General features: G+C 35.7%; 30 protein-coding genes and 4 pseudogenes. 21 read left to right on the top strand and 13 right to left on the bottom strand.

Translation table 11 applies throughout. The annotated features are described in order from the left end of the window. Positions 1-10: 10 nt before the first annotated feature. The 3 genes from NSQ40_RS17895 to NSQ40_RS17885 are packed head-to-tail and all read left to right on the top strand — an operon-like array spanning position 11 to position 1,550. Positions 11-814, top strand: coding sequence for a protein phosphatase 2C domain-containing protein (locus NSQ40_RS17895; protein WP_033796323.1), 804 nt, complete (start codon positions 11-13; stop codon positions 812-814). A 13-nt stretch (positions 815-827) separates the two neighbouring features. Next, positions 828-1,286, top strand: a complete 459-nt coding sequence (locus tag NSQ40_RS17890) for a peptidoglycan recognition protein family protein (RefSeq protein ID WP_003199131.1) — start codon at positions 828-830, stop codon at positions 1,284-1,286. 15 nt (positions 1,287-1,301) lie between these two features. Next, positions 1,302-1,550, top strand: a complete 249-nt coding sequence (locus NSQ40_RS17885) for a DUF2164 domain-containing protein (protein WP_003199129.1) — start codon at positions 1,302-1,304, stop codon at positions 1,548-1,550. Between the two features lie 23 nt (positions 1,551-1,573). Here the strand turns inward: NSQ40_RS17885 and NSQ40_RS17880 are convergent. Beyond that, positions 1,574-1,705: pseudogene (locus NSQ40_RS17880) on the bottom strand (CsbD family protein); the annotation flags it as partial. 1 nt (position 1,706) lies between these two features. Next, a pseudogene (locus NSQ40_RS17875) lies at positions 1,707-1,838 on the bottom strand (CsbD family protein); the annotation flags it as partial. Positions 1,839-2,057: 219 nt separating this feature from the next. Here NSQ40_RS17875 and NSQ40_RS17870 point away from each other — a divergent pair. The 5 genes from NSQ40_RS17870 to NSQ40_RS17850 all read left to right on the top strand — a co-directional run bounded on the left by NSQ40_RS17870 (position 2,058) and on the right by NSQ40_RS17850 (position 7,869). Beyond that, the gene (locus tag NSQ40_RS17870) at positions 2,058-2,261 is read left to right on the top strand and encodes a hypothetical protein (protein WP_003199126.1); all 204 of its coding nucleotides are present in this window, start codon (positions 2,058-2,060) and stop codon (positions 2,259-2,261) included. Between the two features lie 361 nt (positions 2,262-2,622). Next, a complete protein-coding gene (locus NSQ40_RS17865) occupies positions 2,623-4,242 on the top strand; it encodes a long-chain fatty acid--CoA ligase (RefSeq protein WP_258248265.1) in 1,620 nt (539 codons plus the stop codon). 411 nt (positions 4,243-4,653) lie between these two features. After that, a complete protein-coding gene (locus tag NSQ40_RS17860) occupies positions 4,654-5,229 on the top strand; it encodes a biotin transporter BioY (protein ID WP_003199122.1) in 576 nt (191 codons plus the stop codon). Between the two features lie 83 nt (positions 5,230-5,312). After that, on the top strand, positions 5,313-6,779 hold the full coding sequence (locus tag NSQ40_RS17855) for an acyl-CoA synthetase (RefSeq protein ID WP_003199120.1): 1,467 nt from the start codon (positions 5,313-5,315) through the stop codon (positions 6,777-6,779). Then, positions 6,772-7,869 carry an acetyl-CoA C-acyltransferase gene (locus NSQ40_RS17850; RefSeq protein ID WP_033796322.1) on the top strand — a complete coding sequence of 366 codons (1,098 nt, stop codon included), beginning with the start codon at positions 6,772-6,774 and terminating at the stop codon, positions 7,867-7,869. The genes NSQ40_RS17855 and NSQ40_RS17850 overlap by 8 nt, the downstream gene beginning before the upstream one ends. A 15-nt stretch (positions 7,870-7,884) precedes the next feature. On the opposite strand, the pseudogene NSQ40_RS17845 reads toward NSQ40_RS17850, so the two are convergent. Further along, a pseudogene (locus NSQ40_RS17845) lies at positions 7,885-8,457 on the bottom strand (DUF6434 domain-containing protein). Between the two features lie 132 nt (positions 8,458-8,589). Between NSQ40_RS17845 and NSQ40_RS17840 the strand changes: the two are divergent. Next, a pseudogene (locus NSQ40_RS17840) lies at positions 8,590-9,034 on the top strand (NUDIX hydrolase). Between the two features lie 49 nt (positions 9,035-9,083). Here NSQ40_RS17840 and NSQ40_RS17835 read toward each other — a convergent pair. Continuing rightward, positions 9,084-10,304 carry an alanyl-tRNA editing protein gene (locus NSQ40_RS17835; protein ID WP_080547344.1) on the bottom strand — a complete coding sequence of 407 codons (1,221 nt, stop codon included), beginning with the start codon at positions 10,302-10,304 and terminating at the stop codon, positions 9,084-9,086. Positions 10,305-10,423: 119 nt separating this feature from the next. Here NSQ40_RS17835 and NSQ40_RS17830 point away from each other — a divergent pair, with 119 nt between their 5' ends. Further along, the gene (locus tag NSQ40_RS17830; RefSeq protein WP_018765327.1) at positions 10,424-10,816 is read left to right on the top strand and encodes a hypothetical protein; all 393 of its coding nucleotides are present in this window, start codon (positions 10,424-10,426) and stop codon (positions 10,814-10,816) included. A 319-nt stretch (positions 10,817-11,135) separates the two neighbouring features. Here the strand turns inward: NSQ40_RS17830 and NSQ40_RS17825 are convergent, their stop codons facing one another. Beyond that, positions 11,136-11,516 (bottom strand): Hsp20 family protein, encoded by a 381-nt coding sequence (locus tag NSQ40_RS17825; RefSeq protein WP_003199106.1) that lies wholly within the window; start codon positions 11,514-11,516, stop codon positions 11,136-11,138. A gap of 143 nt (positions 11,517-11,659) precedes the next feature. Further along, a complete protein-coding gene (locus tag NSQ40_RS17820; protein WP_000414451.1) occupies positions 11,660-11,803 on the bottom strand; it encodes a small acid-soluble spore protein P in 144 nt (47 codons plus the stop codon). Between the two features lie 120 nt (positions 11,804-11,923). On the opposite strand from NSQ40_RS17820, the gene NSQ40_RS17815 reads away from it, so the two are divergent. Together NSQ40_RS17815 and NSQ40_RS17810 are read left to right on the top strand one after the other, a co-directional pair. Next, positions 11,924-12,187 (top strand): hypothetical protein, encoded by a 264-nt coding sequence (locus NSQ40_RS17815; protein ID WP_003199104.1) that lies wholly within the window; start codon positions 11,924-11,926, stop codon positions 12,185-12,187. Positions 12,188-12,231: 44 nt separating this feature from the next. Then, positions 12,232-12,957: a polysaccharide deacetylase family protein gene (locus tag NSQ40_RS17810; RefSeq protein ID WP_033796320.1), complete on the top strand. Its 726-nt coding sequence runs from the start codon at positions 12,232-12,234 to the stop codon at positions 12,955-12,957. 38 nt (positions 12,958-12,995) lie between these two features. Here the strand turns inward: NSQ40_RS17810 and sspO are convergent, their stop codons facing one another. Beyond that, a complete protein-coding gene (gene sspO, locus NSQ40_RS17805; protein WP_003199101.1) occupies positions 12,996-13,145 on the bottom strand; it encodes a small acid-soluble spore protein O in 150 nt (49 codons plus the stop codon). A gap of 292 nt (positions 13,146-13,437) precedes the next feature. Here sspO and acnA point away from each other — a divergent pair, with 292 nt between their 5' ends. Beyond that, positions 13,438-16,161: an aconitate hydratase AcnA gene (gene acnA, locus NSQ40_RS17800; protein WP_003199100.1), complete on the top strand. Its 2,724-nt coding sequence runs from the start codon at positions 13,438-13,440 to the stop codon at positions 16,159-16,161. Between the two features lie 251 nt (positions 16,162-16,412). On the opposite strand, the gene NSQ40_RS17795 is transcribed toward acnA, so the two are convergent. The 3 genes from NSQ40_RS17795 to NSQ40_RS17785 all read right to left on the bottom strand — a co-directional run bounded on the left by NSQ40_RS17795 (position 16,413) and on the right by NSQ40_RS17785 (position 17,899). Beyond that, positions 16,413-16,739: a YmzC family protein gene (locus NSQ40_RS17795; protein WP_033796319.1), complete on the bottom strand. Its 327-nt coding sequence runs from the start codon at positions 16,737-16,739 to the stop codon at positions 16,413-16,415. Between the two features lie 23 nt (positions 16,740-16,762). Beyond that, positions 16,763-16,975: a hypothetical protein gene (locus tag NSQ40_RS17790; RefSeq protein WP_003199097.1), complete on the bottom strand. Its 213-nt coding sequence runs from the start codon at positions 16,973-16,975 to the stop codon at positions 16,763-16,765. Positions 16,976-17,308: 333 nt separating this feature from the next. After that, positions 17,309-17,899 (bottom strand): YjdJ family protein, encoded by a 591-nt coding sequence (locus NSQ40_RS17785; protein WP_003199092.1) that lies wholly within the window; start codon positions 17,897-17,899, stop codon positions 17,309-17,311. Between the two features lie 199 nt (positions 17,900-18,098). On the opposite strand from NSQ40_RS17785, the gene NSQ40_RS17780 reads away from it, so the two are divergent. The 5 genes from NSQ40_RS17780 (at position 18,099) to tlp (ending at position 20,660) form a co-directional block, all read left to right on the top strand. After that, the gene (locus tag NSQ40_RS17780) at positions 18,099-18,674 is read left to right on the top strand and encodes a peroxiredoxin family protein (protein ID WP_097787124.1); all 576 of its coding nucleotides are present in this window, start codon (positions 18,099-18,101) and stop codon (positions 18,672-18,674) included. A 116-nt stretch (positions 18,675-18,790) separates the two neighbouring features. After that, the gene (locus NSQ40_RS17775; protein ID WP_033798266.1) at positions 18,791-19,738 is read left to right on the top strand and encodes a 3'-5' exonuclease; all 948 of its coding nucleotides are present in this window, start codon (positions 18,791-18,793) and stop codon (positions 19,736-19,738) included. 271 nt (positions 19,739-20,009) lie between these two features. Then, positions 20,010-20,153 (top strand): FbpB family small basic protein, encoded by a 144-nt coding sequence (locus NSQ40_RS17770; protein WP_003199083.1) that lies wholly within the window; start codon positions 20,010-20,012, stop codon positions 20,151-20,153. A 43-nt stretch (positions 20,154-20,196) separates the two neighbouring features. Then, positions 20,197-20,331 carry an acid-soluble spore protein SspN gene (sspN, locus tag NSQ40_RS17765; protein ID WP_003199081.1) on the top strand — a complete coding sequence of 45 codons (135 nt, stop codon included), beginning with the start codon at positions 20,197-20,199 and terminating at the stop codon, positions 20,329-20,331. A gap of 104 nt (positions 20,332-20,435) precedes the next feature. Then, on the top strand, positions 20,436-20,660 hold the full coding sequence (gene tlp / locus NSQ40_RS17760; RefSeq protein ID WP_003199079.1) for a small acid-soluble spore protein Tlp: 225 nt from the start codon (positions 20,436-20,438) through the stop codon (positions 20,658-20,660). 16 nt (positions 20,661-20,676) lie between these two features. Here tlp and NSQ40_RS17755 read toward each other — a convergent pair whose 3' ends face one another. After that, on the bottom strand, positions 20,677-21,969 hold the full coding sequence (locus NSQ40_RS17755; protein ID WP_003199077.1) for a LysM peptidoglycan-binding domain-containing protein: 1,293 nt from the start codon (positions 21,967-21,969) through the stop codon (positions 20,677-20,679). 110 nt (positions 21,970-22,079) lie between these two features. On the opposite strand from NSQ40_RS17755, the gene NSQ40_RS17750 reads away from it, so the two are divergent. Continuing rightward, positions 22,080-22,499, top strand: coding sequence for an acyl-CoA thioesterase (locus NSQ40_RS17750; protein WP_003199074.1), 420 nt, complete (start codon positions 22,080-22,082; stop codon positions 22,497-22,499). Between the two features lie 26 nt (positions 22,500-22,525). Here the strand turns inward: NSQ40_RS17750 and NSQ40_RS17745 are convergent, their stop codons facing one another. Both NSQ40_RS17745 and plsY read right to left on the bottom strand, forming a co-directional pair. Next, positions 22,526-22,816, bottom strand: coding sequence for a HesB/YadR/YfhF family protein (locus NSQ40_RS17745; protein ID WP_003199071.1), 291 nt, complete (start codon positions 22,814-22,816; stop codon positions 22,526-22,528). Between the two features lie 108 nt (positions 22,817-22,924). Next, the gene (plsY, locus tag NSQ40_RS17740) at positions 22,925-23,521 is read right to left on the bottom strand and encodes a glycerol-3-phosphate 1-O-acyltransferase PlsY (protein ID WP_003199069.1); all 597 of its coding nucleotides are present in this window, start codon (positions 23,519-23,521) and stop codon (positions 22,925-22,927) included. 226 nt (positions 23,522-23,747) lie between these two features. On the opposite strand from plsY, the gene NSQ40_RS17735 reads away from it, so the two are divergent. Both NSQ40_RS17735 and nrdG read left to right on the top strand, forming a co-directional pair. Then, positions 23,748-25,604, top strand: coding sequence for an anaerobic ribonucleoside triphosphate reductase (locus NSQ40_RS17735; protein ID WP_003199068.1), 1,857 nt, complete (start codon positions 23,748-23,750; stop codon positions 25,602-25,604). Further along, positions 25,601-26,053 (top strand): anaerobic ribonucleoside-triphosphate reductase activating protein, encoded by a 453-nt coding sequence (nrdG, locus tag NSQ40_RS17730; RefSeq protein ID WP_018765335.1) that lies wholly within the window; start codon positions 25,601-25,603, stop codon positions 26,051-26,053. Before NSQ40_RS17735 ends, nrdG begins: the two co-directional genes overlap by 4 nt. Positions 26,054-26,066: the final 13 nt, after the last annotated feature.

The raw sequence follows: 26,066 nt of genomic DNA, 5'->3' as shown, positions 1-26,066 counted from the left end.
GTGTAAAAATATGAAAATTCAAATGTATCAACAGAAAAGTCCTTTGAAGCAGGAGTGTGAGGATTCGTTTTTTTGTAATGAAGAATTGAAAATCTATGGTGTATGCGATGGTGCAACGCCACTTGTCCCGTTTCAAGATGAAGAGGGGCATAATGGAGCATATCTAGCTTCAAACGTGTTTGCAAGTCATTTTACATCGCTAAAAGAAGTGACAAGTTTGCAAAAAGCAATTGCAAGCGCAAACGAAGTGTTACAAGAAAAAATGATAGATTATGAGATTGATATAACAAAGAAAGATCATGTATGGTGTACATGTATTGCTGTAGTTCGTATAAAGGATAGAAGCATTCAATATGCTCAACTTGGTGACTGTATGATTGTTGTTACATTGCGTGATGAAACCATAAAGGTGTTAACAAAAGATACGGTGAAAGGAATTAGTGCACGAGCGAAAAGAAAGCGTGAAGAAGATAGGAAAAAGGGACTTCTTGTACCGGAAGAATATATATTTAATGACATTAGGCAGCAACTAAAATATAATCGTTATCTTGCCAATATGCCAAATGGGTATTCAGTAGCAAATGGGATGTCGGAAGCAATTACTTGGATCCAACAAGGAGAATTTCCACTTTCTGAAATGAAAGGAATATTTATTTGTTCGGATGGATTATTTCACTCAGACTGGTCACTTGAGCAAACAGTACAATATGTAAGCATGCATGGTATAAAAGAATATGTTTCTATAATAGAAGAATTAGAAGAACAAAAACGGATTCGACCAGATGATAAAACGATAATCATGATTGAGTTGTAAAGGAGGATCCTGAATGAAATTTAAGCAAGCAAAACTGACGTTTCAAGATGAATTGCAGCCTTTACAAAACGTAACAAAACTCATCATCCATCACACTGCTGAAGATGGATGGGATGTGTATAAAACACATGAATTCCATCAAAAGGTACGAGGATGGAGTGGCATCGGATATAATTATTTTATTGAAGAAGATGGGACGGTGTTTGAAGGGAGAGGATTATACATTGGAGCCCATGCAAAAGGATATAATAGCAAAACGATAGGGATTTGTATGACAGGTAATTTTGATAAATATGATCCGACTTTAGCGCAAATCGATTCTTTACATTCACTATGTAAGTGGTTTATGAAGAAGTTTTCTATATGTGAAGAACATATACTTGGTCATCGGGAATTAGAAGGTGTCACAAAAACTTGCCCAGGAACACGTTTTTCTATGGTAGAGTTAAGGAAAACATTATCTCAAATATAGAGGAGAAGAGGATTCATGATGAATGTAAAAATACCAAATGAAAAGAAAGATGAGCTTGTAGAACAAATTCAGAAGTTTTTTGAAGAGGAAGACTTAGATACAATCGGACGTTTTCAAGCAGAGCGTTTAATAGAAGAAATGATAAGATTACTTGGACCATATGCATATAACCAAGCGATTGGAGATGCGAGAAAGTTAATTACAGATAAGTTGTCGAACATAGAAGAGGATTTATACGTGCTAGAAAAACAGGATGGTAAATAAAACGGGCCTTAAATAGGCTCGTTTTATTTATGTTCATGTACTTTCTCTGTTACATTACCCGCAGTATGCTTCACGGTGCCTTTTATCTTATCCCATTTACCTGTAGCTTGTAATTCCTTATTGTCAGTTACTTTCCCAACAACTTCTTTTACTTCATTGTACTGTATTAAAGGAAGGCCCGGAAATAATTTTTGATGAAAATGCAGTCGCATTTTCAAATTGCTTGATATCTACTTGCATTGGATTTTTTTCCATTGTTTGCAAAGCTAATAATCTAGCGGATAACATGTTGATTTCTGCTTGTTCGATTACTTTTGCTGAATGAAGTGTAATAGTAGAGTTCAATATTTTACCTCCAAAAAATAATGTAATATGTATTTACAATGTATGAATACGACCCTAAGGTTATTTTTCCTTTTAAAATTTAGGAGAAGTAGGATTTTTTATGGAAGGAAATTGGAAGATTGCTGTCGAAGGGAGTAGAAACAGAACGAAGGTGGTGCTCTCATGCGAAAGAAAGAGATACATACATGCTCTTATTGTGGCTCTAGCAATATTGGGGAAGGTGAGTTTGTTGGATATGCGCAAATAAGAAAAAAAGAAACGATGTTTACGTCTTCTCCAGTAGATGCTTATATTTGTACGGATTGTGGAAGTATACTTTTGTTGAAAGTGCGAAATTATCAAAAGTTCAAGCAGAAACCAATATAAATAGAAGAAAAGCATTCATATCCAATGCCTTATACAAATCGATTAATATTATGTCTGATACATATACGAGATATTCTTGATATATTCGAATATAATTCAAAAAAATAATTAAAAATGATGTATTTGTAAAAAGAACATGTCGTGATATGAAGAGGTATGCGATTTTGTGTGATACATATGTTCAAAAAGACAGAGAGTGGTTTATAAAGGAGTCACTCTCTGTTTTCTATGAGAGGTGTGTACTAGAAGAAATATTTCTTCGGAAATAATTCAGAAAATACAGAAAAATAAAACTTATAAGTGCGAAAGTTTGGTATAATGTCTAAAAATGAAAACGCTTTAATAGGAGGTTGGGAGAAATATGATGATGAATGTACCATTAACAATTAGTTCAATGATAGAAAGGGCAGAAAAGTTGTTTCCAAAAAAAGAAATTGTTTCGCGTACACATGATACTATAACAACTTTAACATACAAGCAATTAGGAGAAAGAACAAGGAGACTCTCTAGTGCGTTACAGAAATTAGGGATAAAAGAGGGAGAACGAGTTGGGACTTTAGCGTGGAATCATCATCGTCATGTGGAAGCGTATTTTGCTATTCCGAGTATTGGATCTGTCTTGCACACTATTAATATTCGTTTATCTGCACAGCATATTTCCTATATTATTGGACATGCAGAAGATCGCATTTTACTCGTTGATGAAGATCTCGTACCCCTCGTTGAAAAAATTCAAAGTGAATTATTGACTGTACAAGCATACATCATTATGACCGACAAAAAAGAACTTCCAGAAACTTCACTAGAGCCGGTCTATCACTACGAACAGCTTCTTACAGAAGGGGATCCTGATTTCCAATTCTTGAAAGATATGGATGAAAACACGCCAGCTGGTATGTGTTATACGTCAGCGACAACAGGTAATCCCAAAGGTGTTGTATATACACATCGTAGTACAGTACTGCATTGTATGGCTCTAGGATTAGCAGATACAGCTGCATTATCTGAAAGTGATGTAGCAATGGCGATTGTTCCAATGTTTCATGTGAATGCTTGGGGATTACCTTTTGCAGCAACGTGGTTTGGATCAAAACAAGTTTTACCTGGTCCGATGTTTACACCGAAAATATTACTTGAAATGATCCAGGATGAAAAAGTGACGTTGGCTGCTGGTGTACCAACGATTTGGCTTGGTGTTTTACAAGAACTAGAAAATAATAACTATGATTTATCAAGTATGAAGCGGATTTTATGCGGGGGTGCTGCTGCACCTAAAAGTGTGATAGCTGCATTCGAACAAAAACATAATGTTCCTTTTGTGCATGCATACGGTATGACGGAAACAAGTCCACTTGTGACACTTGCACGGTTAAAAAGCTATGAAACAGATTTATCCTATGAAGAGCAACTGGAAATTCGATCAAAGCAAGGATATCTTGTGCCAGGCGTTGAAATGAAAGTAGTGGGAGTAGATGGGGAAGTGAAATGGGACGGAGCTGAAATGGGAGAATTATGTTTACGAGCACCATGGATAGCTGCAAGTTATTATAACGATGAACGAACGGTAGAAGGATTCCGTGATGGTTGGTTATATACAGGTGATGTTGTTACAGTTGATGAGGAGGGCTGCGTTAAAATTGTTGATCGCACAAAAGATGTTATTAAAAGTGGGGGTGAGTGGATTTCATCTGTAGATTTAGAAAATGCTTTAATGGCACATGAGGCTGTATTTGAAGCTGCAGTTGTCGCGGTACCTCATCCTCAGTGGCAGGAGCGACCTGTTGCATGTGTTGTGCAAAAACAAAATAGTTCTGTAACGAAAGAAGAATTATATGAATTTTTACGACCGCAGTTTGCGAAGTGGTGGTTGCCGGATGATATCGTTTTTATGGAGGAGATCCCTAAAACATCAGTTGGGAAATTTTTGAAACAAGCGTTACGAAAAGAATTAGAGCATTTGCATAGAAGCAGTGAAAAGTAATATATAAGAAAGGGCGACTCACCACGATATGATTGTGAGTCGCTTTTTATATTGAATAATGACTAATTTACAGCGTTTTCGATTGTAAGTTTAAAATATTTGGCCGATATTTTATAGGCTGGATTTTCAAAATAATAGTTGCCTAGTTCGGTAGAAAATTCTTGAACTAATGAGTGCTACTTTTTCCTTGATCGAAAAGCTTATAATAAATGTCAGCAATACTAATGATACAAATTGAAATAGATTTAGAAAAGAGTGAATCATACAAGTTAGCTTTTTATATAGGATACAGCGTCATTTGTTAACTTCAACTGAAAATGTGTTGACATTAAATCTCTGGGAAGGTAATATAACTTCTGTAATATGTTACCTTAAAAGAATTTATAGTTTACAAATAGGAGAAATAGACAGATGAATACAAAGAATTTAGTTTTTGTTGCTTTATTTAGTGCAGTTATGGGTGTGTTAGGACTGATACCACCAATTGCGCTTTCTGTTACACCTGTTCCTATTACATTGCAATCTCTTGGTGTTATGCTTGCAGGAGGATTGCTTGGATCTCGCCTTGGGGCATTAAGTCAAATGGTTTTCTTGTTTGTAGTTGGGATAGGGGCACCATTGTTAGCTGGTGGCCGCGGTGGTCCAGGCGTATTTGTTAGTCCAAGTGCAGGGTATTTAATCGGATACGTTGTTGGAGCGTTTGTGATAGGGTATCTTGTAGAGCGTTTACGCCATGCATCTGTTATAAAAGTATTTTTGATTAATATAATTGGTGGAATTCTAGTTGTTTATATATTTGGCGTGACTGTTCAATCATTTATAATGGATATCTCTGTGTGGCAAGCGATTAAAGTAAGTGTCGTATTTTTACCAGGTGATTTCGTTAAAGCTGTGATTGCAGCAATTCTTGTACCTCGATTATATCGTTCATTGAAGCACGTCATTACGCCTGCTGTAAAGAATGGTAAAATCTCAAATGCTAGATAAAGAGCGTAAGGGACTTTATAAAATGTAGGAAACACGTATTAGCGTGTTTCTTTTTGTTATCTGAAAGGAAAGGATGAATAGTGGTGGGGATTACATTGTCTTATATAAAACATACTTGTATACATCCGAATAAAATGGCGATAAAGGAAAAAGATAGACTACTAACATATAAAGAATGGCACGAATCTGTTTGCCAAGTTGCAAATTGGCTCAATAAAGAAAAAATAACGAATAAAACGGTCGCGATTTTACTAGAGAATCGTATTGAATTTTTACAGATCTTTGCAGGTGCTGCAATGGCAGGATGGGTTTGTGTTCCGCTTGATTTAAAGTGGAAGCAGGACGAACTTGAAGCAAGATTGGAGTTAGCAAATCCCTCTATTGTCATTACCTCTGAGCAATATAAGATGAGTGAATTGCCGCGAATAAATGGAACTGTACTTTCTATCAATAAATGGAATCAGATGGTGGATAATCAGTTAAATACGTATCATTCTTCAGAAAGTGTACAAAACCACCCTTTCTATATGGGGTTTACATCGGGATCAACTGGGGAAGCAAAGGCATTTCTTCGTGCGCAGGATTCTTGGGTTCATAGCTTTGATTGCAATTTGCATGATTTCCATATGAAAAATAATGATACGGTTTTGCTTGCTGGTACATTGGTCCATTCCCTTTTTTTATACGGGGCAATAAGTGCGCTATATTTAGGGCAAACAGTGTATCTTATAGAAAAATTTATCCCGAATCATGTTCTATCTATATTGGAACAAGAGAATATTTCAGTGATGTACACAGTTCCGACGATGCTAGAGGCATTATATAAAGAAGAAAGTGTTATTGAACAGGAAATAAAAATTATTTCTTCAGGAGCAAAATGGGAGGCGGAAGCAAAACAGAAAGTAAAAACCGTATTTCCGTATGCAAAAAGATATGAATTTTATGGTGCTTCTGAATTAAGCTTTGTCACAGCACTAACAGATGTAGAAAGTGAAAGAAAAGCCAGTTCAGTTGGACAGCCATGTCATAATGTGCAAATTCGGATATGTAACGAAAAGGGTAAGGAATTGAAGCAAGGTGAAATTGGAACTATTTATGTGAAAAGTGATCAGTTTTTTATGGGATATTTACTGAACGGAGATCTATCTTGTCAAGTTACAGAAGATGGTTGGATGACTGTATATGACATAGGCTATCAAGATGAGGAAGGTTTCTTATATATAGTAGGTAGAGAAAAAAATATGATTTTATTTGGAGGTATTAATATTTTCCCTGAAGAGATTGAGAGTGTATTGGGCACTCATCCAAATGTTGATGAAATCGTAATTGTTGGTGTGAAGGATGGGTATTGGGGGGAAAAGCCTGTTGCCATTGTAAAGGGAAAAGGAACAAAACAAGAATTGAAACGATTTTGTTTACAGCATTTATCATCTTTCAAAATTCCAAGAGAGTGGTATTTTATTGATGAAATTCCTCATACAAGCAGTGGGAAAATTGCTCGTGAAGTGGCAAAACATATAGTTGAAAAACAGGAGAAAGTATATGAATAGAGCGGTGATTGTACTAGCAAAACGAACGCCTATTGGCAAGCGAAATGGAATATTGAGAGAGTATGAAGTACAGCAATTGGCAGCACCTATACTGGCGCACTTAAGTAAAGGTGTAGAGCATGAAATAGACGATGTAATATTAGGAAACGTTGTTGGACCAGGCGGAAATATTGCACGGTTATCGGCACTTGAAGCTGGGCTGCTATATAAGGTACCAGGTGTAACAATTGATCGCCAATGCGGGGCTGGGTTAGAAGCAATTCGGATGGCTTGTCACTTGATTCAAGGCGGTGCAGGGAATTGCTATATTGCCGGTGGTGTTGAAAGTACAAGTACATCTCCTTTTGAGAAGAGAGCTCGTTTTTCTCCTGATTTTATCGGAGATCCAGATATGGGGATAGCAGCTGAATATGTAGCAGAGCGCTACAAAATTACAAGGGATATGCAGGATGAGTATGCTTGTTTCAGTTATAAAAGAACATTGGGAGCGCTAGAAAAAGGATATTTACAAGAAGAAATTATCCCGATTTCTTCAAATATAACGGAGGATGAAACGATAAAGTACGGAATGAATTATGAACGAATTATAAAGAGAACAAGGCCAGCTTTTTTACAAGGAGGAACAGTGACAGCAGGAAATTCTTGTGGTGTGAATGATGGAGCTTGTGCTGTGCTTGTAATGGAGGAGGGAAAGGCTCGTGAACTTGGATATAAGCCGATTCTTCGGTTTGTTCATAGTACTGTTATTGGTGTAGATCCACATTTACCAGGGAGTGGGCCTATATATGCTGTGCAAAAGTTATTACAAGATCAGAACCTATCAATAGACGATGTTGATTATATTGAAATGAATGAGGCCTTTGCTGCTAAGATTGTAGCCTGTGCACAAGAACTGCAAATTCCCTATGAAAAGTTAAATGTGAACGGCGGAGCAATTGCTCTCGGTCATCCTTACGGTGCATCAGGAGCTATGCTTGTGACTCGGTTATTCTATCAAGTACAAAGAAGAAAGGCGCAATCCGTAATAGCAACATTAGGTATTGGCGGGGGAATTGGGCTTGCTCTATTATTTGAAAAAGTAGAGGACTAGAAAAAATCTAGTTTTCTACTTTTTTGGTTCATAGACATTACTTCCAGGTTTTGATTTTATTTCATTCCAAGCAGAGATAGCATCGACTTTTGTTTTTCCTTTGTTATATGGATCTTGGAAAAAGGCACGTGTAAAGCGATTGTATTCAAATTGAGCACCGATGTTTGGTTTATATGAAGGATCATTTTTTCTTTCTTGTTCTTCATACCAAAACGTCACAGCATCTTCATATGTTTTTCCGATATTTTCTTTAAAGAAACTTTGTAGTGTTACTGTGAATCGGAATTTTGCACCGATTATTTCTTTGAAAAAAGCCCGAGCCTCTTCGCTACAGCGGTGATTTTCAGTAATAAGGGTTTGTAGAGAAAGTGGCTCATAAGAGGAAGGTAGGGTTTGTTTTTTTCTGGCGGGACTATTTTTCAGTATTTTATCTGTAGTTAAAAAGGTTGCAATGCGCTCAGTAACTTCTATTTTAGAACCACTTGTTGGCAAATCATATTCACGACAAAATTCCTGCAACTCTGTTTTTAGCCAATAATAATTTTAAAAATCTTCAATTAGTATGTTTCTTGTTAAAGGCGGACGCATAGAAATCGTTTCTTTCTTCCATAATTTTCTTTAATTATAAAACGTACGTTCCTTTTGTGGAAGGGGTTTAGCTAATAATCTAGAATTATATAGCTTGGAAGTCATATGTATAGAATGAAAAGAGGAGACTATATGAATCATTTGTTACAAGTTCGAGTAACTGGAATTTTGATTGAGAAAGAAAACCTTTTAATTGTAAAACAAAAAGTTTCTGATCGGAATTGGCCTTTACCAGGCGGAAGAGTAGAGGGGGGGAGAAATGTTAGAAGAAGCTATGATTTGAGAAATGAGAGAAGAGACGGGATTGGAAACTAGAATTAAGGAATTACTATATATTTGTGATAAACCGGATGTTACGCCATCACTAGTACATATTACGTTTTTACTTGAAAGGGTGTCGGGAGAAATAAAGCTACCGTCTAATGAATTCGATCATAATCCAATCCATGATGTGAAGATGGTACCAATAACAGAATTACGAAATTATCATTTTTCTGAGACATTTATCGAACTTATTGAAAAAGGATTTCCTAATGCAGGAACTTATCAAGGATTGAAACAAAATATTGGCTTGTAAGTAGATAAAAATCTAAAGGATAGCAACAGGCTATCCTTTAGATTGTACTTTAAAATGTTTCTTGTGATAAATGAATAAGATGAGCTAGAAATTCTTCACCCGTAATAATTGCTTTTCCTCCGCCGCGAGCGCTTTTTTGATTACCGCCGCCTTTTCCTTCAATAGTAGGAAGAGCATTTTTCAAAATTGTATTCATGTTTGCTGTTACCGCTTTCCCGCATGCAAGAACGCATTGTAATTTTTCTTCATTTTCGGTAACTAGGTATGTAATAGAGTTTTCATTTTGTTCGGTAATGATAGCTGATAATTTCGTGATTTCCTGCATGGAACGATGTGTAAAGACTTTAGAAATGAGTGTTCCAGCATGTATGTCTATGGAGTGTTGCAACAATTTATTTGCTTCTACGAAAAGTAGTTTTTCGTTCATAGTTTGTAGTGCTTTTTCGTTTTCTTCTTGAGAAGTAAGAAGCTGGGTTACTTTATTTGGAATATCATTTTCACTACTATTTAACTGTTTGGAAACGTCTTTAATAATTTGTTGATGACGCTCCATTAACTTGAGTACACGCCATCCTGCAACCAATGTTAAACGGATACCACCTTTATTCCGCTCCCACTCTATTATATGAATTGGCCCCACTTCACCTGTATATTTTGGATGTGTGCCACCACAACCGTTGTAATCGTAGTTTTCAATGATTACAACGCGAATATTTTCTGTAATTGTGGGTTCTTTTCGGAGAGGTAACTGTTTTGCTTCCTCTAAGTTCATCCATTTAATATGGATAGGATGATTTTCAAAGACAATCTGATTTGCAATTTGGAGTGCGCTAGTAGCTGTTTCTATCGAAAGTTCAGGTGTATCTAAATCAATTGTTATCGTTTCTTTTCCAAGATGAAAACCAATTGTGGGAATGTCAAAATGATCCCAAAATGCAGCGGATAGAATATGCTGAGCTGTATGTTGTTGCATATGATCAAAACGACGCTGCCAATTAATTTTACCCGTTACCTCTTTTGTATGTAATTCACTTGATATAAAATGACGGATTTCGCCCTCAACTTCCTCAACATTGACGACGGAAGCTTCATTTAATGTTCCTGTATCATGTGGTTGCCCACCGCCAGTTGGGTAAAATGCTGTTTCTGTCAAAGTAACATATAATTTTTCTTCGCTATCATAGGCCTGTTTAATAATTTGTGCTGTAAATGTTTGCTGATAGGCATCGATGTAATATAATTTTTGGTTCACTTTCGTACTCCTTTCTATCTCACTAGTTTCATTGTAAAACAATCTAAATAAGTTTCCTAATATTTCAGAAGAAAAAATCTCTTTTTTAGAATTTTCTTGCTATAATAAGAAAAAGGGAATATACGGGGGTGGATGAAATGCTGTATGAAAATGGCGTAGACAAATTGATTCGTCTCAATACAAATATTTCTGAACTATATCGAGAATTACATGGAATGACTCGGACTTTAATGGAGTGTAATCGAGAAAGTATAATATTCGATCGGTTATATGTGAAAGAGTTATTATGGAAAAAAGAAGATGTGTCCGCTATGTATGATCAGCTTCTCGTTCAGCTTTGTATCAATGAATGCTTTGATTTAAAAAGTGTCATCACTGGTGAATACAAATATACGTATGAGGAAGTGGAAAATGCGGTTCTTGAATTTAATGAAAAGTATGATGTGAACATCCTAATCAAGGACGTTTGCAAAGAGTTACAGTTTACATATGGTATTGACATGGAATTATCTAGGATAGCCAAGGTGTAATCATATTTACTATAAAAACAGGGAGAAGAAAGCTGTTAGTTTGCTTTCTTTTTCTATGCATATGCATGAAATAGGGTTAGAAGCTTAATTTTACCCCGCATTAACGGACAGTAATCCTCCCTATCTCAAGGTTCAGAGAGAAGAAAGGAAGATAGGTAGGGGATAACTGCTCGTAAAAGCTCGAGTGGTGAAGGATTTCCATCAGTGGGAGATGAAGAAAACCCACACTGATGGAAGTTTCACTTTATATAAAATAAAGAAAAAACAGGGTAGGAAAAATTAGTAATAAACTTTTTCCACTCTGTTTTTATATAACGTTTTAATTAAAAAAAAGAACTTTTTTCTCATGTTCATTTGCAACTTCAGTTTTTGAAATGTGTATGGCAAGAAAGCCATTTTCTAAACAGGCTAGCATTTTTTTATAGATGATGTTAGCAGGTAAAGAAATTGTTCGTTGCAAGGACGAGTTCTTATGAAATATATGAATTGCTAGGCCTGTCTCCATCTTGTTTATAAGTACATCTTGTTCTGACACATTAGGGATATCAGTTTCTAAAATATACTCTTGCTCCGTTTCGCAAAGATCAATGTGAATGTGATTAGGGAAACTGAAGTTGTCGTATGAATCAGAGCAAAACTGATCCATCCATTCTTCAAAACCATCAACATGAAAAAGACAGTTTTTCTTTTTCTTGCCCATGTAAGACACCCTCCGTAAAGTCTCAATTCATATTATAATATGCATTAAGAAATTAGAGGTGAAAAACAAACTAGAAAATATGTTGAGTGGTTTGTTGTAAATAGCTTAAGTGAGAAGGACAATGCATGCGCATTGTCCTTCTTTTACATATCGTGATGCGCGTGATTTTTTTGTCTTGAATGATTTCGGTTTTTTACTTTATGTGACCCACTTAGCGGCTCAGGTTGCCCAGAAGGCTGTCCTTTTTTTGTGTTTTGACGAATAGACTTGCTATTGTTTTTTTCCATGTTGTGTTGCACCTCCTTCTTGTATTTAGAATGAGAGAACTTTGTAAATTTATACGAGAATGTTTTTATGAAAAAAGGTAAAGCTAAGTGAGACTAACTATAACAGAAAGGGGAAAGCGTATGCCGTATCATAAAGATAAACAGCAAGCTTTTCAAGCCGCACAACAAGGAGTCGTACAAGCGGAAAATTTATACAACAATATTGTGAAAAATGATCCGAATTATGGTCAGGATTTAAAGCATTTACGCCAAGAAGTTCAAGAGGCATATGAACAAATTCAAAATGCATTGGAAGTAGCATCTGAAACACAACGTCCACAACTTGAGCAGTATGAAAGTAATTTGCAAAACATTATACGAGATGTGGATCTGCTAGGCGATTGAACAGGTTGTATGAGTTCAACAACCTGTTCAAGTTTGGAGTCGATATGTTGAAAAGAAAAATTTCTGTAATAATCATTTGTTTGGTTTGTGTAGTACATATATTTCAAGTGGACAAAGTAGAAGCAAAAATGCTGATGAGAAAAGAATTAGAGCCTACGGGTTATGTAACGTGGGAGGTACCAAATAACGAGAAGATAATTGCAATTACATTTGATGATGGTCCGGATCCTACGTATACTCCGCAGGTGTTAAAGCTATTACACCAATATAAAGCTGAGGCAACTTTTTTTATGATTGGTTTTCGGATTCAGCGGAATCCGTATTTAGTTAAGCAGGTGCTAAAGGAAGGACATGAGATTGGAAATCATACGATGAATCATTTATATGCTAGAAGTGCATCTGATGAAAGATTAAAAGATGATATTTTAGCGGGGAAAAAGTATTTACAAAAGTGGGTAAAGGAGCCGCTACTTTTCCGTCCACCAGGTGGATATATTAACGATGCAGTTTTTACAACGGCAAAAGAAGCGGGTTATCAAACCGTTTTATGGTCTTGGCATCAAGATCCAAAAGATTGGGAAAATCCAGGAGCTGAGTCCATTGTGAATCATGTTGTGAAAAATGCGAAGAGCGGAGATATTGTGTTACTGCATGACGGAGGAAATGATCGTAGTCAAACGGTAGCTGCATTAGAAAAAATCCTGTCGGCCCTTCAAAAGGAAGGGTATCGATTTGTAAAAGTTTCGGAATTGTTACGTTATAAACATTAAATAAAAATCCCAAAAGGAGTACCTTTTGGGATTTTTCATTACTGATTCTTTTTACGTTTTTTATTATTTTGACGCTGAGCTGGTGTTAGTGGCTCGTTTGCGAATTCTTCATTATAGCCAGTTCCTTGTCCTTGTGCGGATGCAGCATTCATTCCTGAAATTACATGATTTGCTTTACGTTTACCCATTTATTTTCACCTCTACAATGTTTTCTTTATAAAAATACTGAGCTGTTCATTACATGTATGAACAGAGAAGAAAAGCTCTAAAAAGAAAGCTTTACTTTATGGTAATAGTATTCATAAGGAGAGCGAAGACTATTCAAAATTCCAGAGATAAAGAAAACTTATGATAAACTATAAGTTTCTTATTATTTACTTATTTAGAAAGTTGTAATAAGATATTATCGTAAGGTATTGAAAAGTTTGTCTACATTTTATATTCAGACAACTCAGTCATGTTTAACAGGGGGGAAACATAATGGTCAAACATAATCCATTTCAATCTCGTGAAACATTTGAAGTAGATGGAAAAACGTATCATTATTATCAATTGAAAGCGCTTGAAAACGCAGGGGTTGGCAACGTATCACAATTACCGTATTCAATTAAAGTTTTGCTTGAATCTGTACTTCGTCAAGTTGATGGACGTGTAATTACAGAAGAGCATGTTACAAATTTAGCGAAGTGGGGAACGAAAGATGTTCAAGATATCGATGTTCCATTTAAACCATCTCGCGTAATTTTACAAGACTTCACAGGTGTTCCAGCTGTCGTTGATTTGGCTTCACTTCGAAAAGCAATGGCGGACATGGGTGGAGATCCTGATAAAATTAATCCGGAAATTACTGTAGACCTTGTAATCGATCACTCTGTACAGGTTGATAGAGCGGGTACAGCAGACGCGCTTGAATTCAACATGGACTTAGAGTTTAAACGTAATGAAGAACGTTATAAATTTTTAAGCTGGGCACAAAAATCGTTTGATAACTATCGTGCAGTGCCACCAGCAACAGGTATTGTACACCAAGTAAACCTTGAGTATTTAGCACCAGTTGTTCATGCGGTGAAAAATGCTGAAGGTGAATTAGTTGCATACCCAGATTCATTAGTGGGAACAGACTCTCATACTACAATGATTAATGGTATCGGTGTCCTTGGATGGGGCGTTGGTGGTATTGAGGCAGAAGCAGGGATGCTTGGACAACCTTCATACTTCCCAGTACCAGAAGTAATCGGTGTTAAATTAACTGGTACACTTCCAAGTGGTACAACAGCAACAGACGTTGCGTTAAAAGTAACACAAGTGTTACGTCAGAAAGGTGTAGTTGGTAAATTTGTTGAGTTCTTCGGTAGTGGACTACAGAGCATGCCTTTAGCTGACCGTGCAACAATTTCAAACATGGCACCAGAATACGGTGCAACTTGTGGATTCTTCCCAATTGATGAAATTTCATTAGATTACTTACGTTTAACAGGAAGAGACGAAGAACAAATTCGCATTGTTGAAGAATACTGTAAAGCAAACGGTTTATTCTATACAGCAGACAGCAAAGATCCAATTTATACAGATCTTGTTGAAATTGATTTAAATACAATTGAATCTAACCTTTCAGGACCAAAACGTCCACAAGATTTAATCCCTCTTTCAAACATGAAAGATGAGTTCCATAAAGCGGTTGTGGCACCAGTTGGAACGCAAGGACTTGGGTTCAATGAACAAGAATTTGATAAAGAAGTGAAAGTTGCATTAAAAGATCAAGAAGTAACGATGAAAACAGGTGCAATTGCAATCGCTGCGATTACAAGCTGTACAAATACATCTAACCCATATGTATTAATCGGTGCAGGCTTAGTTGCGAAAAAAGCAATTGAAAAAGGACTTAAAGTACCTGGTTATGTAAAAACATCATTAGCACCAGGATCTAAAGTAGTAACGGAATACTTAGATAAATCAGGCCTAACAACTTATTTAGATCAATTAGGTTTCCAAACAGTTGGTTACGGATGTACAACTTGTATCGGTAACTCTGGCCCATTAGAACCAGAATTAGAAGAAGCAATTGCGGCAAATGACCTATTAGTAACATCTGTTTTATCTGGTAACCGTAACTTTGAAGGTCGTATTCATCCGCTTGTAAAAGCGAACTACTTAGCATCACCACCACTTGTTGTGGCGTATGCACTTGCTGGTACAGTGGATATCGACTTGAAAAATGATGCAATCGGTAAAGATGCAAATGGTAACCCGATTTACTTTAACGACATTTGGCCATCAGCTAAAGAAATTGAAGAAGTGGTTCAAAGCGTCGTAACGTCTGAATTGTTCAAAAAAGAATATGCACAAGTATTTAACAGCAATGAACGCTGGAATGAAATTCAAACTTCAAATGAAGCGTTATATACTTGGGATAATGACTCAACATATATTCAAAATCCACCGTTCTTTGAAGGATTATCAAAAGAACCAGGTGAAGTAGAAACACTTTCAGGTTTACGCGTAGTTGGTAAATTTGGTGACTCTGTAACAACAGACCATATTTCACCAGCAGGTTCAATTGGTAAACATACACCAGCAGGCCGCTATTTATTAGAAAATGGTGTACAGCCAGTTGACTTTAACTCTTATGGTTCTCGCCGTGGTAATCATGAAGTTATGATGCGTGGTACATTCGCAAATATCCGTATCAAAAACCAAATCGCACCAGGAACAGAAGGTGGATATACAACTTACTGGCCAACTGGTGAAGTAACATCGATCTATGATGCTGCGATGAAATATAAAGAAGATGGCACTGGACTTCTTGTAGTTGCTGGTAAAGATTACGGTATGGGAAGTTCTCGTGACTGGGCTGCGAAAGGTACAAACCTTTTAGGTATTAAAGCAGTAATCGCAGAAAGCTTCGAGCGTATTCACCGTAGTAACCTTGTATTAATGGGTGTATTACCATTACAATTTAAAGAAGGCGAAAGTACTGAAACATTAGGTCTTGTTGGTAACGAATCATTTGAAATTCAAATTGATAAAACAGTTAAACCACGCGATCTTGTAAAAGTAGTTGCAATTGACCCAGAAGGAAACGAAAAACAATTTGAAGTAGTAGCACGTTTCGATAGTGAAGTAGAAATTGACTACTACCGTCATGGTGGTATCTTACAAATGGTGCTTCGTGAGAAAATTGAAGAGTCTAAGGTGTCAAACTAAGTAAAATGTTGTAGTAAACGAGAAAAGTAAATAGTTTCAATCAAAATTAGGAAGCTGACTGATGTTAGCTTCCTAATTTTATGTAAAAAGAAAGGAAAGGGATGCAATCATATGGTTGCATCTCTTTCCTTTTCTTATATAAAGAACTGGAGGTATAACAATGAAAGAATATAAAAGAAATGTTGATAAAATAGGTTTATTTTTTACAAACAGGGATTAGAGTAATACCTCTGTTTGTACATACGCAGTTTTCATTCTGCTTTATTTAGTTGATATTCATATGTAGAAGAGTTTTCAGTATTAAATTCTTTCACTAATGTGACTGTATTTGTTTCTGGATTATATTTAAATATTTTAATGGTATGCTTATCGCCACTTTCAGGATCATTTTCCTGTAAAGCAAATGTATTTTCTGCAATTTGTGTCATATTACTAGTTGGTATATTAACTGGAGAAGAGTCGTGGTTGGTAGAAATTTCAACAATCTTTCCTCTGTCAAAAAATATAAGGACTAAAATTAAGATGACAAAACATATGCGCATATAGCGTAGTTCTTTACTAATTGGATGCTCTCCCATAGCATTTATCCTTACTATGATTATTATAAACTAGAGATTGTTGTAATTGAGTAGAAGCTAATAATGCCAAGTGTAGTGAATAAAATAAACGATATCAAAGCTGTATAAATGCAAACACGGCCGATTTTTCTTCTTTCAGGATCTTTACTAAATAGGGATATAATCCATCCGATAATACCAATAGGATAAAATATGAAACTAAAAATATAGAGAACAGCTTTTTCAAATGAGTGCATAAGAAACCTCCTTTTTAAAAGGAAGGTATTTGCACAAAACAGTACAAACATCTTCTTTATTGTAATTTTTTTCGTCTTATAATTATTACTGTGATATAGGAAAGAATGGAGTAGAAAGTGCCGTACAGTATCCAAGCATCGAAGTTGAGGGAAACGACACGTAAATCCTATCCAGATACGATAATGAAAAAAATAGGTGGAATAAGAAAAGAAATAAGAACAGGAATCCATTTGAATTTATAGAGTAAGGCTCCAAAAGCAATAGATAACAATGATAAAATAACAAAAATAAAAGTAATGGGATAGGTGAGTAATTGTAGAATGAATATCACCTCATATGTTTATATTTTTGCGTAAACGTATTTGATGAGAGAGCTTAGTTACAACTAGCCCTGTCATATAAAGAAAAGTTAGAATGAGAACTGTACTAATGATAGGAGACTTTTGAAATGCGTATAACAACCTATCAATATAATAAATTTGATTTACATCTGTAATTGATTTTGGTGAAAAGACTAAATATTTCTCCCAATTCTTTTCCACAGCAATTATCGCACCTGTAGAATGTGTGACAAGTAATGTGTAAAGAAAAATAGGAAGAACAATCATGAGTTGTAAACCGATTAATCCTGTTTTATGTTTTCTCCAGTATAACCAGCGAGTTATCATAATTCCTATTAAATAGACAATTGATAATACAAAAATTGTCGTAAAAACTGGATTATACTTAAAGGCATACAACAGTTTGTCAATTTCATAAATTTGATTGGAGTCTTCTGCTGTTTGGGGAGTGAAGACGATATGTTGTTTCCAGTCCTCTGAAATACTTAAGTAGCTAGCAGTCCAGCTTGTAATAAACAATGAGAAAAATAAGATGGGGAGAATGATAACATATTGTAACCAATGTAAAACGGTTTTATTCATAAATAATGACACCCTTTCTAAATTATAACTATTATAATTATATGATAAAAAGAAACGGTTTTCATTGTTATTAAGAATATTCTATTTATTTATCAGGAGAATATTTCCAAGGTTGTCCGTATAAGCTAAAATAAAGTATAAATACTATTGTTATTTTTAAGTGATATATAAAATGAGATAAGCGATAAGGATGATGTATATGTGGCGAAAGCTTACCATTGTTGTAGTGTTGCTTTGTTTAGCGAGCTATGCAGTTTATGAACAGCTCGGAAAGAATGAGAAACAAGTAAGGGAAGAACCAGTGAACAGCGAAGCGGCGATGAAAGAAGTCATTGCAAAAAATGGGATTGAGGTAGGCAAGATTGCACCGGATTTTGAGTTATCAAAATTAGATGGCACAAAAGTAAAATTATCGGATTTTAAGGGGAAGAAAGTTATTTTAAATTTCTGGGCAACGTGGTGTGGACCTTGTCAGCAAGAAATGCCGGATATGGAAGCTTTCTATAAGAAGCATAAAGATGATGTAGAAATCCTTGCTGTAAATTATACGGTTTCTGAACGTGCTAACGGAGAAGAAAAAGTGAAAAAGTTTGCAGAAGAGAAGGGATTGACATTCCCTATTTTACTTGATAAAGATATAAATGTTACAACAATGTATAAAGTAATTACCATTCCAACTTCTTATTTTGTGGATACAAAAGGTGTGATTCAAGATAAATTTATCGGACCGATGACACAAAAAGAAATGGAGAAGAGAATTGCGAAAAGAAAATAATGAAAGAGGACAGAATTGGCTATTTGTCATTTCTGTCTTTTCTTTTTCATTAAGCAGCTTGTTCGTGATATGATGAAAGAAATTTCATCGAAAATAATGATTGGAGAGCGTATATTGTGGGGAATTTACCATTGACAGGAGACTATGTTGTTATTGATTTTGAAACGACAGGATTTAATCCTTATAATGATCGAATAATTCAAGTGGCAGCGGTTCGGTATCGTAATCATGAGCTGGCAGATCAATTTGTTTCTTTTGTAAATCCAGAGCGATTTATTCCTAATCGAATTACGAGTTTAACAGGGATTACAAATTATCGCGTTTCGGATGCTCCAACGATTCAGGAAGTTTTGCCGTTATTTTTAGCGTTTTTAGGAGAAGATACCATTGTTGCTCATAATGCTTCGTTTGATATGCGTTTTTTAAAGAGTAATGCAAATATGCTTAGATTGCCAGAACCTAAAAATATAGTAATTGATACCGTCTTTTTAGCGAAAAGATATATGAAGCATGCCCCGAACCATAAGTTAGAAACTTTAAAAAGAATGCTCGGAATTCGTTTAAGTTCTCATAATGCACTTGACGACTGTATCACATGTGCAGCTGTGTATCAAAAATGTGCTGCTATTCAAGAAGAAGGACAAAAGAAAACAAAAAAAGAAACGGTTGAAGAAGACGAAGTGTACACACTAATAAAAGAAATGCTTGTAAAGCATAATCGCGATATAGAATGGATTCGCAATGTGAGTGTTGGAAGTTATCTAGATATAAAGGCTTTTTATCCGATTATAAGGGTGAAGGTAAAAGGGCGAAAAAAATATGTTTTAACTGAAAAGACAGAACAAGAAATATTAGGGATATATCCTACTTTAAAATGTGAGCCGGCTTTAAAAAGTGAAATAGGGACAACTAGAATTATGATTGAAAGCATAGAGGACTTTACAAAATTAGAAAATTATATTTTAGAGAGTTATGATGCAGTCATGCAAGCGCTGAATGAGTACAAAGAAATGAAAGATAATGCGGATGAAGAAATTAAAAAGTATTTAAGTATAACGAAATGATAAAGTGAAACTTTAATCAGTGGGGGAATTCTTCATCTCCTACTTAAGTTGTTTCATTTTACTGAATTTTGAGAGGATATTACTTGTTTGTGAATAGCAGGATAAAATGCTTGGAAATCCATTAGTTGTTTAAGAACAGCTAATGGACTTTTTTGTTAACAAAAGACTTTTCTTTGACAAAACATAAAATTTTCTTACAAATCTGATTAAAGAGTTTTTCATTTGCTCATACTAACTATAGTAAGAAAGAGAAGGAGAAAGGATGAGCAGCATGAGAAGAAATCGTCGAAGAACGTTTGAAGAACTTGTGAAGGAAAATAAGCGGCAACTACTAAACGATCGTGATGCAATTGAACGGATTGAGGAACGAATCGAGAAGCGTTATGAAATGCAATTTTTTAAGCAGGCTGAATAATTCTTATCACTAGTATGATACTAGTGATAAGGAGGCGATAAGAATGGGAAATCCAAAGAAGAATTCCAAAGATTTTACACCAGATCACATTGGAACACAGTCGAAAAAAGCCGGTGGAAACAAAGGGAAGCAAATGCAAGACCAAACAGGGAAACAACCGATTGTTGATAACGGTTAAAAAAAGGAGAATGTTTTCATTCTCCTTTTTTATGTGCATACATAATCTAATTCGTTTTTGGAAAACTAACATGGTATGTATATTTCAACTAGGAGGGAAATCGTATGACAGAGCAATATAAAGCGAATCCAGATGATAGAAGTGATAATGTAGAAAAACTACAAGAAATGGTACAAAATACGATTGATAACTTTAATGAGGCAAAAGAAACTGCAGAGGTTTCGAATGAAAAAGATCGCGCTGCAATTGAAGCGAAAAATCAACGCCGTTTAGAAAGTATTGATTCATTGAAAAGTGAAATAAAAGATGAATCTGAATATGATGCGTAAAAAAGGCTGACAGTTGTCAGCCTTTTTTTGTAATTGAGAAATTTTCCACAAGTAAACGCCAATTTTGCGGGAAAGGAAGCCCGATTTTCCAATAGCTAATCCCGCGAATGCCTTGTTCTTTTACTAAATTAAACTTACTCTGAACAGACCTGGCATCTTCAAACCATACTTCATGCTGTACACCATTTTCATCAAAGTAATTAAAGTGTGGTGCTTGTGCTGTAAAATCATAACGAATTGGAACATTATATTTACGAGCAAGTGCAACGGCTGCGACAGAGCTAATTGCTTTTGCTGGTGGATTTCCTTCTTTAAAGGGAAGCTTCCAGTCGAATCCATATAAATTTTGTCCCATCATAATTTTTCGCGGGGGCATTTGAGATTTTGCATATTGGATTACCTGTTTTACAGGGCCAATAGGAGAAACTGCCATGGGTGGTCCACCTTGCCATCCCCAGTCATATGTCATAATCACGACAAAATCAACAATTTCCCCCTGGGCTTTGTAATCGTGTGCTTCAAAAAATTTTCCTTTTTGCTTCGAACTTGTTTTTGGAACAAGTGTTGTGCTTAACGTATATCCTTCAGGTAGTCGTGTTTTTACATTTCGTAAAAATCGGTTATATGCTTCGCGATCTTCGGGTGCAACATTTTCAAAGTCAAAATGAATATCACGCATATTATATTTTTTAGCTGTTTGGAGGATATTTGTAATGAATTTATTTTGAATAGTAGCGTTTCTTAGAAGAATAGAGGCTAATTCAGCGCTAAAATTTCCATTTTCAATATTTGTAATAACGAGCATTGGGATTGTTTGACCTTGCACTGCAATTTGAGCAATTCTTGCGGTTTCAGTCGGCTCTTTTAACGTTCCATCACGCAATGCTTCAAAGCTAAAGTAAGCTAGATATGTGAGATAAGGATTGATGGCCCGCGTAGCATTCACTAAACTTTCTTTAATTGGAATGGTAGAAGGTTGTAAGTAGGCAATAGATTCTATCGTTCGTTTAGAGCCCTTTGGTACATATAGTTGTTGACCAACATGAAGAATGGATTTTAATGATAGATTGTTAACTTTTGCTAAGCTAGCAAGAGGAACGTTATATGTTTGAGAAATTCGATAAAGACTGTCTCCGGGTTGTACATAATAATTATTACCTCTCGTATTTACAATCAGTGCCTGACCAACAACAAGTGTCTCAGCTGGATTAAGTCCGTTGTCTTTTACAATTTCTTCGGGCGTAGTGCCATATTTTGACGCTAAGCTATATACGCTATCACCACTACGAACGGTTACAATTTGAATCATATATTCGCTCCTTTCAGTTAAAAAGATCCACCGTTTCTATTTTATTTTTGATTTCACTGTATTATGATTAAATGTATGTGAGGAAACAGAAGTGAGAAGGAGATAAAGATATGTTTGTAGCAGAACACGAAATTGAGATCCGCTATGCGGAAACAGATCAAATGGGCGTTGTTTACCATTCAAATTATTTAGTATGGCTTGAATTAGGGCGTACAAAATTGATACAAGAATTAGGATTTTCATATATTGAAATGGAGAAAGAAGGGGTTATTTCTCCCGTATTAGATTTGCAAATTTCATATCGGAAAGCAATGCGTTATGGAGAGAAAGCAATTGTGAAAACATGGATTGATTCAGTTAGTCCCCTTCGCGTTATATATGGATATGAAATTTATAACGGTGATGGAGATCTTTGTATTACAGCTACAACAACAAATATTTGTGCGAAAAAAGAAGGTTTTCGTCCTGTGTCCTTTAAGAAACTATATCCAGAGTGGTATGCGAAATATGAGGAAATTAAGAAAAAATAAAAAAGCGTGGCAAAAGCCACGCTTTTTTATTTTTCGTAATTAAATTGAGGGAAGTCATCACCGTCGTTAAAGGTAACGGATAAGTCATGCCCATCAAAGAACCATTCATCATCATCTTCAACGAAGAAAGTAATGCCGTCTTCTTGAATTTGAACAGCAGGATGTGCAGGATCGTCTTTACGGATTCCTAAAGAAAGTCCTTTTTGAACAGTACTGCAACCGCCATATTGTACGAAAAAGCGAAGTGTATCGCCAGATTGTAAGTTTAATTCATCTTTATACCAATTTACTGCTTCTTTTGTTACGGAAAGATTCATGTATAGTTCCTCCAAGTTATGTTGCCTTTTCTTTAGTATAAAAAATAACGCAAAAAGACGCTATTAATATGCTTTGCGTTTTCTTTTTGCGTTATGTGGGTCACAACCTTACTTTTGTTTCTTTGTCAAATTTGCTTTTGGTTCAGTTTTATTTATAATTCGTCCAATATTTGCACGGTGTCTATAAATAACCATACCAGCTAATAAACACATCGCAACAATGAAGATTTTATCCCCGTCAATAATTGATGCAATAACAGCTACGATAGCTGTTACCATAGAAGAAAGCGATACGTATCTCGTTGTAAATAGAAGGGTGAAAAAGATAACAGCTAATATTGCAAAAATAACTGGCGCATAGCATAAGAGTACTCCAGCAGAAGTTGCAACTGCTTTTCCGCCGCGGAATTTTGCAAAGATTGGGTATACATGTCCAAGAACTGCAGCTAATCCAAACCAAAGGGGATGGATATCTAAGGCGAAAATTAACGGCAGAGCTGTCGCTAACGTTCCCTTTAAAATGTCAGCAATTGTAACGATAAAACCTGCTTTTTTCCCTAGCGTCCGAAATGTATTCGTTCCTCCTAAATTACCGCTACCATGCTCGCGAATGTCGATTCCATAACCAATTTTTCCAACAACAAGTGCAAATGGAATCGAGCCAAGTAAATAGGCAACGATAAATAAAAGATATGTAATAAGCATAAGTTCAGTCTCCTTTATTCAAATGTGTTGATAAAGGGTAAAAAGAGTTTTTCCCATATATTGTACCATACATTTGTAAAGAGCACATTTCTTTTTTGTAAATGAAAAATTCAAAGTTTCTTAAAAAAACTTTCACAAGAATGTTACATTTCTCACAGATCTACTATAACTATATGTTGTATCATTTTGTTAGTAAATTAACAAGATGTTGTTGGAGGTTTGAAAAATGATGAAACAAAGTGCATGTGGAGAAGAGTTAATGAAGATTTTTGAAACAATTGTCCACGGGAATGAGCAAGATTTAATGCAAGAAAATGCAAATGTTGATGGGCGGTCTCCTATGGGGATGATGGGAACATTTGCATCTGAGAGTGCAAAATATTATGCAATGGAACACTTACTTTCTGAACAAGTAAAAAAAGCAATAGATCAAAATATATTATACCCACATGATTTAGATTTTTATGCGACAGGTACAACAACATGTTCGCAGATTCCTTTAGCGCAAATGCTTGAAAAAGGATTTCATACCGGGCATGGGCATATGAGGCAACCACAAGATATTAAAAGTGCATTGGCACTTTCTTCGATTATTTTCCAAGCGAATCAAAACATGCAGCACGGTGGTCAATCAGCTGCGTTATTTGACATTGATTTAGCACCGTATGTGAGAAAAACATTCGAGAAAAATAAGAAAAGATTAGAAACGTATCCGTTAACAAAAGAGCAAGTAGAAGAGTTTGCGTGGAAAGAAACAGAGAATGATACGTATCAAGCTTGTGAAGCTTTTATTCATAATTCCAATAGTATGCATAGCAGAGGTGGTGGGCAAGTTCCGTTTATTTCTATTAACTACGGAACGGACACGTCGAAAGAAGGAAGATTGTTAATTAGACAATTATTACGGGCGACGCAAGCTGGATTAGGAAAAGGTGAAACACCCATTTTCCCTATTCAAATCTTTAAACTAAAAAAAGGTGTGAATTTTGAAGAAAGTGATCCGAACTATGATTTATTTGAATTGGCGTTAGAGACGACAGCAGAACGATTATTCCCGAACTTTTCATTTTTAGATGCGCCATTTAATGCAGTTCATTATGATGGTCGCCCAGAAAGCGAAGTATGTTATATGGGCTGTCGTACGCGTGTTATGTCTAATATTCATGGGGAAGAGACCGCGATTGGAAGAGGGAATTTATCGTTTACTTCTATTAACTTAGTAAAATTAGCATTGATTAGCGGTTCAAAAGAAGCATTTTTTGAAGCTTTAAATTATTATATAGATCTTGGTATTCGTCAACTATTAGAAAGATTTGCTTACCAATGTACGAAAAAGGCAAGAGATTTTCACTTTTTATATTCGCAAGGAGTATGGCGGGGTGGAGAAAAACTGCATCCTGAAGATTCTGTTGCTGAGATTTTAAAACAAGGAACATTAAGTATTGGTTTTATTGGCCTTGCAGAATGTTTAGTTGTTTTAACAGGAAAACATCATGGAGAAGATAAAGAATCATGGAATCTTGGATATGAGATTGTTACCTTTATGAGACAGAAAATGGATGCAGCAACGGAAGAACATCAGTTGAATTTCTCTTTAATTGCAACGCCTGCAGAAGGACTATCAGGTAAGTTTGTTAAAAAAGATCGAGAAGAATTTGGAATGATTAGCGGTGTAACAAATCATAATTATTATACAAATTCATTTCATATTCCGGTGTATTATAACATCCAAGCGATAGATAAAATACGTTTAGAAGGGCCATTTCATACGCTTTGTAATGGCGGACATATAACGTATATTGAATTAGATGGAGCGGCGGTTCATAACCAAAAAGCATTAAAACAAATTGTGCAGGCAATGGCAGAGTATGGAGTCGGATATGGCTCCATTAATCACCCTGTGGATCGTTGTAAATGCTGTGGCTATCATGGTGTCATCAAAAATGAATGTCCAAGTTGTGGAAACGAGGATGAGAATGATATCGAAAGAATTCGCCGTATAACAGGATATCTTGTAGGTGATATGTCTAAATGGAATAGTGCAAAGCGCAGTGAAGAAGCGGATCGGGTGAAACATAAATGAGAGTAATGAATATTATTCATGATAGTGTAGTAGATGGTGACGGATTGCGGACAGTCGTGTTTTTTGCGGGCTGTCCGCATCGTTGTTTAGGATGTCATAATCCTAAGTCATGGAATATTTGTAATGGAACTGAAATGACCGTAGAAGAAATTGTGAAAGAGATTGCCAAAAACCCGCTTACTGATGTAACATTTTCAGGTGGAGATCCATTTTTTCAAGCTGCTGAAGTGAAGAAGGTAGCAAATGCGGTGAAGGCTTTGAAAAAAAACTTATGGATTTACACAGGTTATACATTAGAAGAGATACAGAGTTCTCAAAATAATGATATGATAGAGTTGTTACACTATGGGGATGTTCTGGTCGATGGAAGGTTTGAACTTCAAAAAAGAGACTTGACACTTCCGTTTCGCGGAAGCTCCAATCAACGTATTATTCGATTGAAAGAGTAAAAAGGCGGGATAG

It is taken from the genome of Bacillus sp. FSL K6-6038 (assembly GCF_038050455.1).
Classification (GTDB): Bacteria; Bacillota; Bacilli; order Bacillales; family Bacillaceae_G; genus Bacillus_A; species Bacillus_A pseudomycoides.
This window is presented reverse-complemented; position numbering and strand designations above follow the sequence as displayed.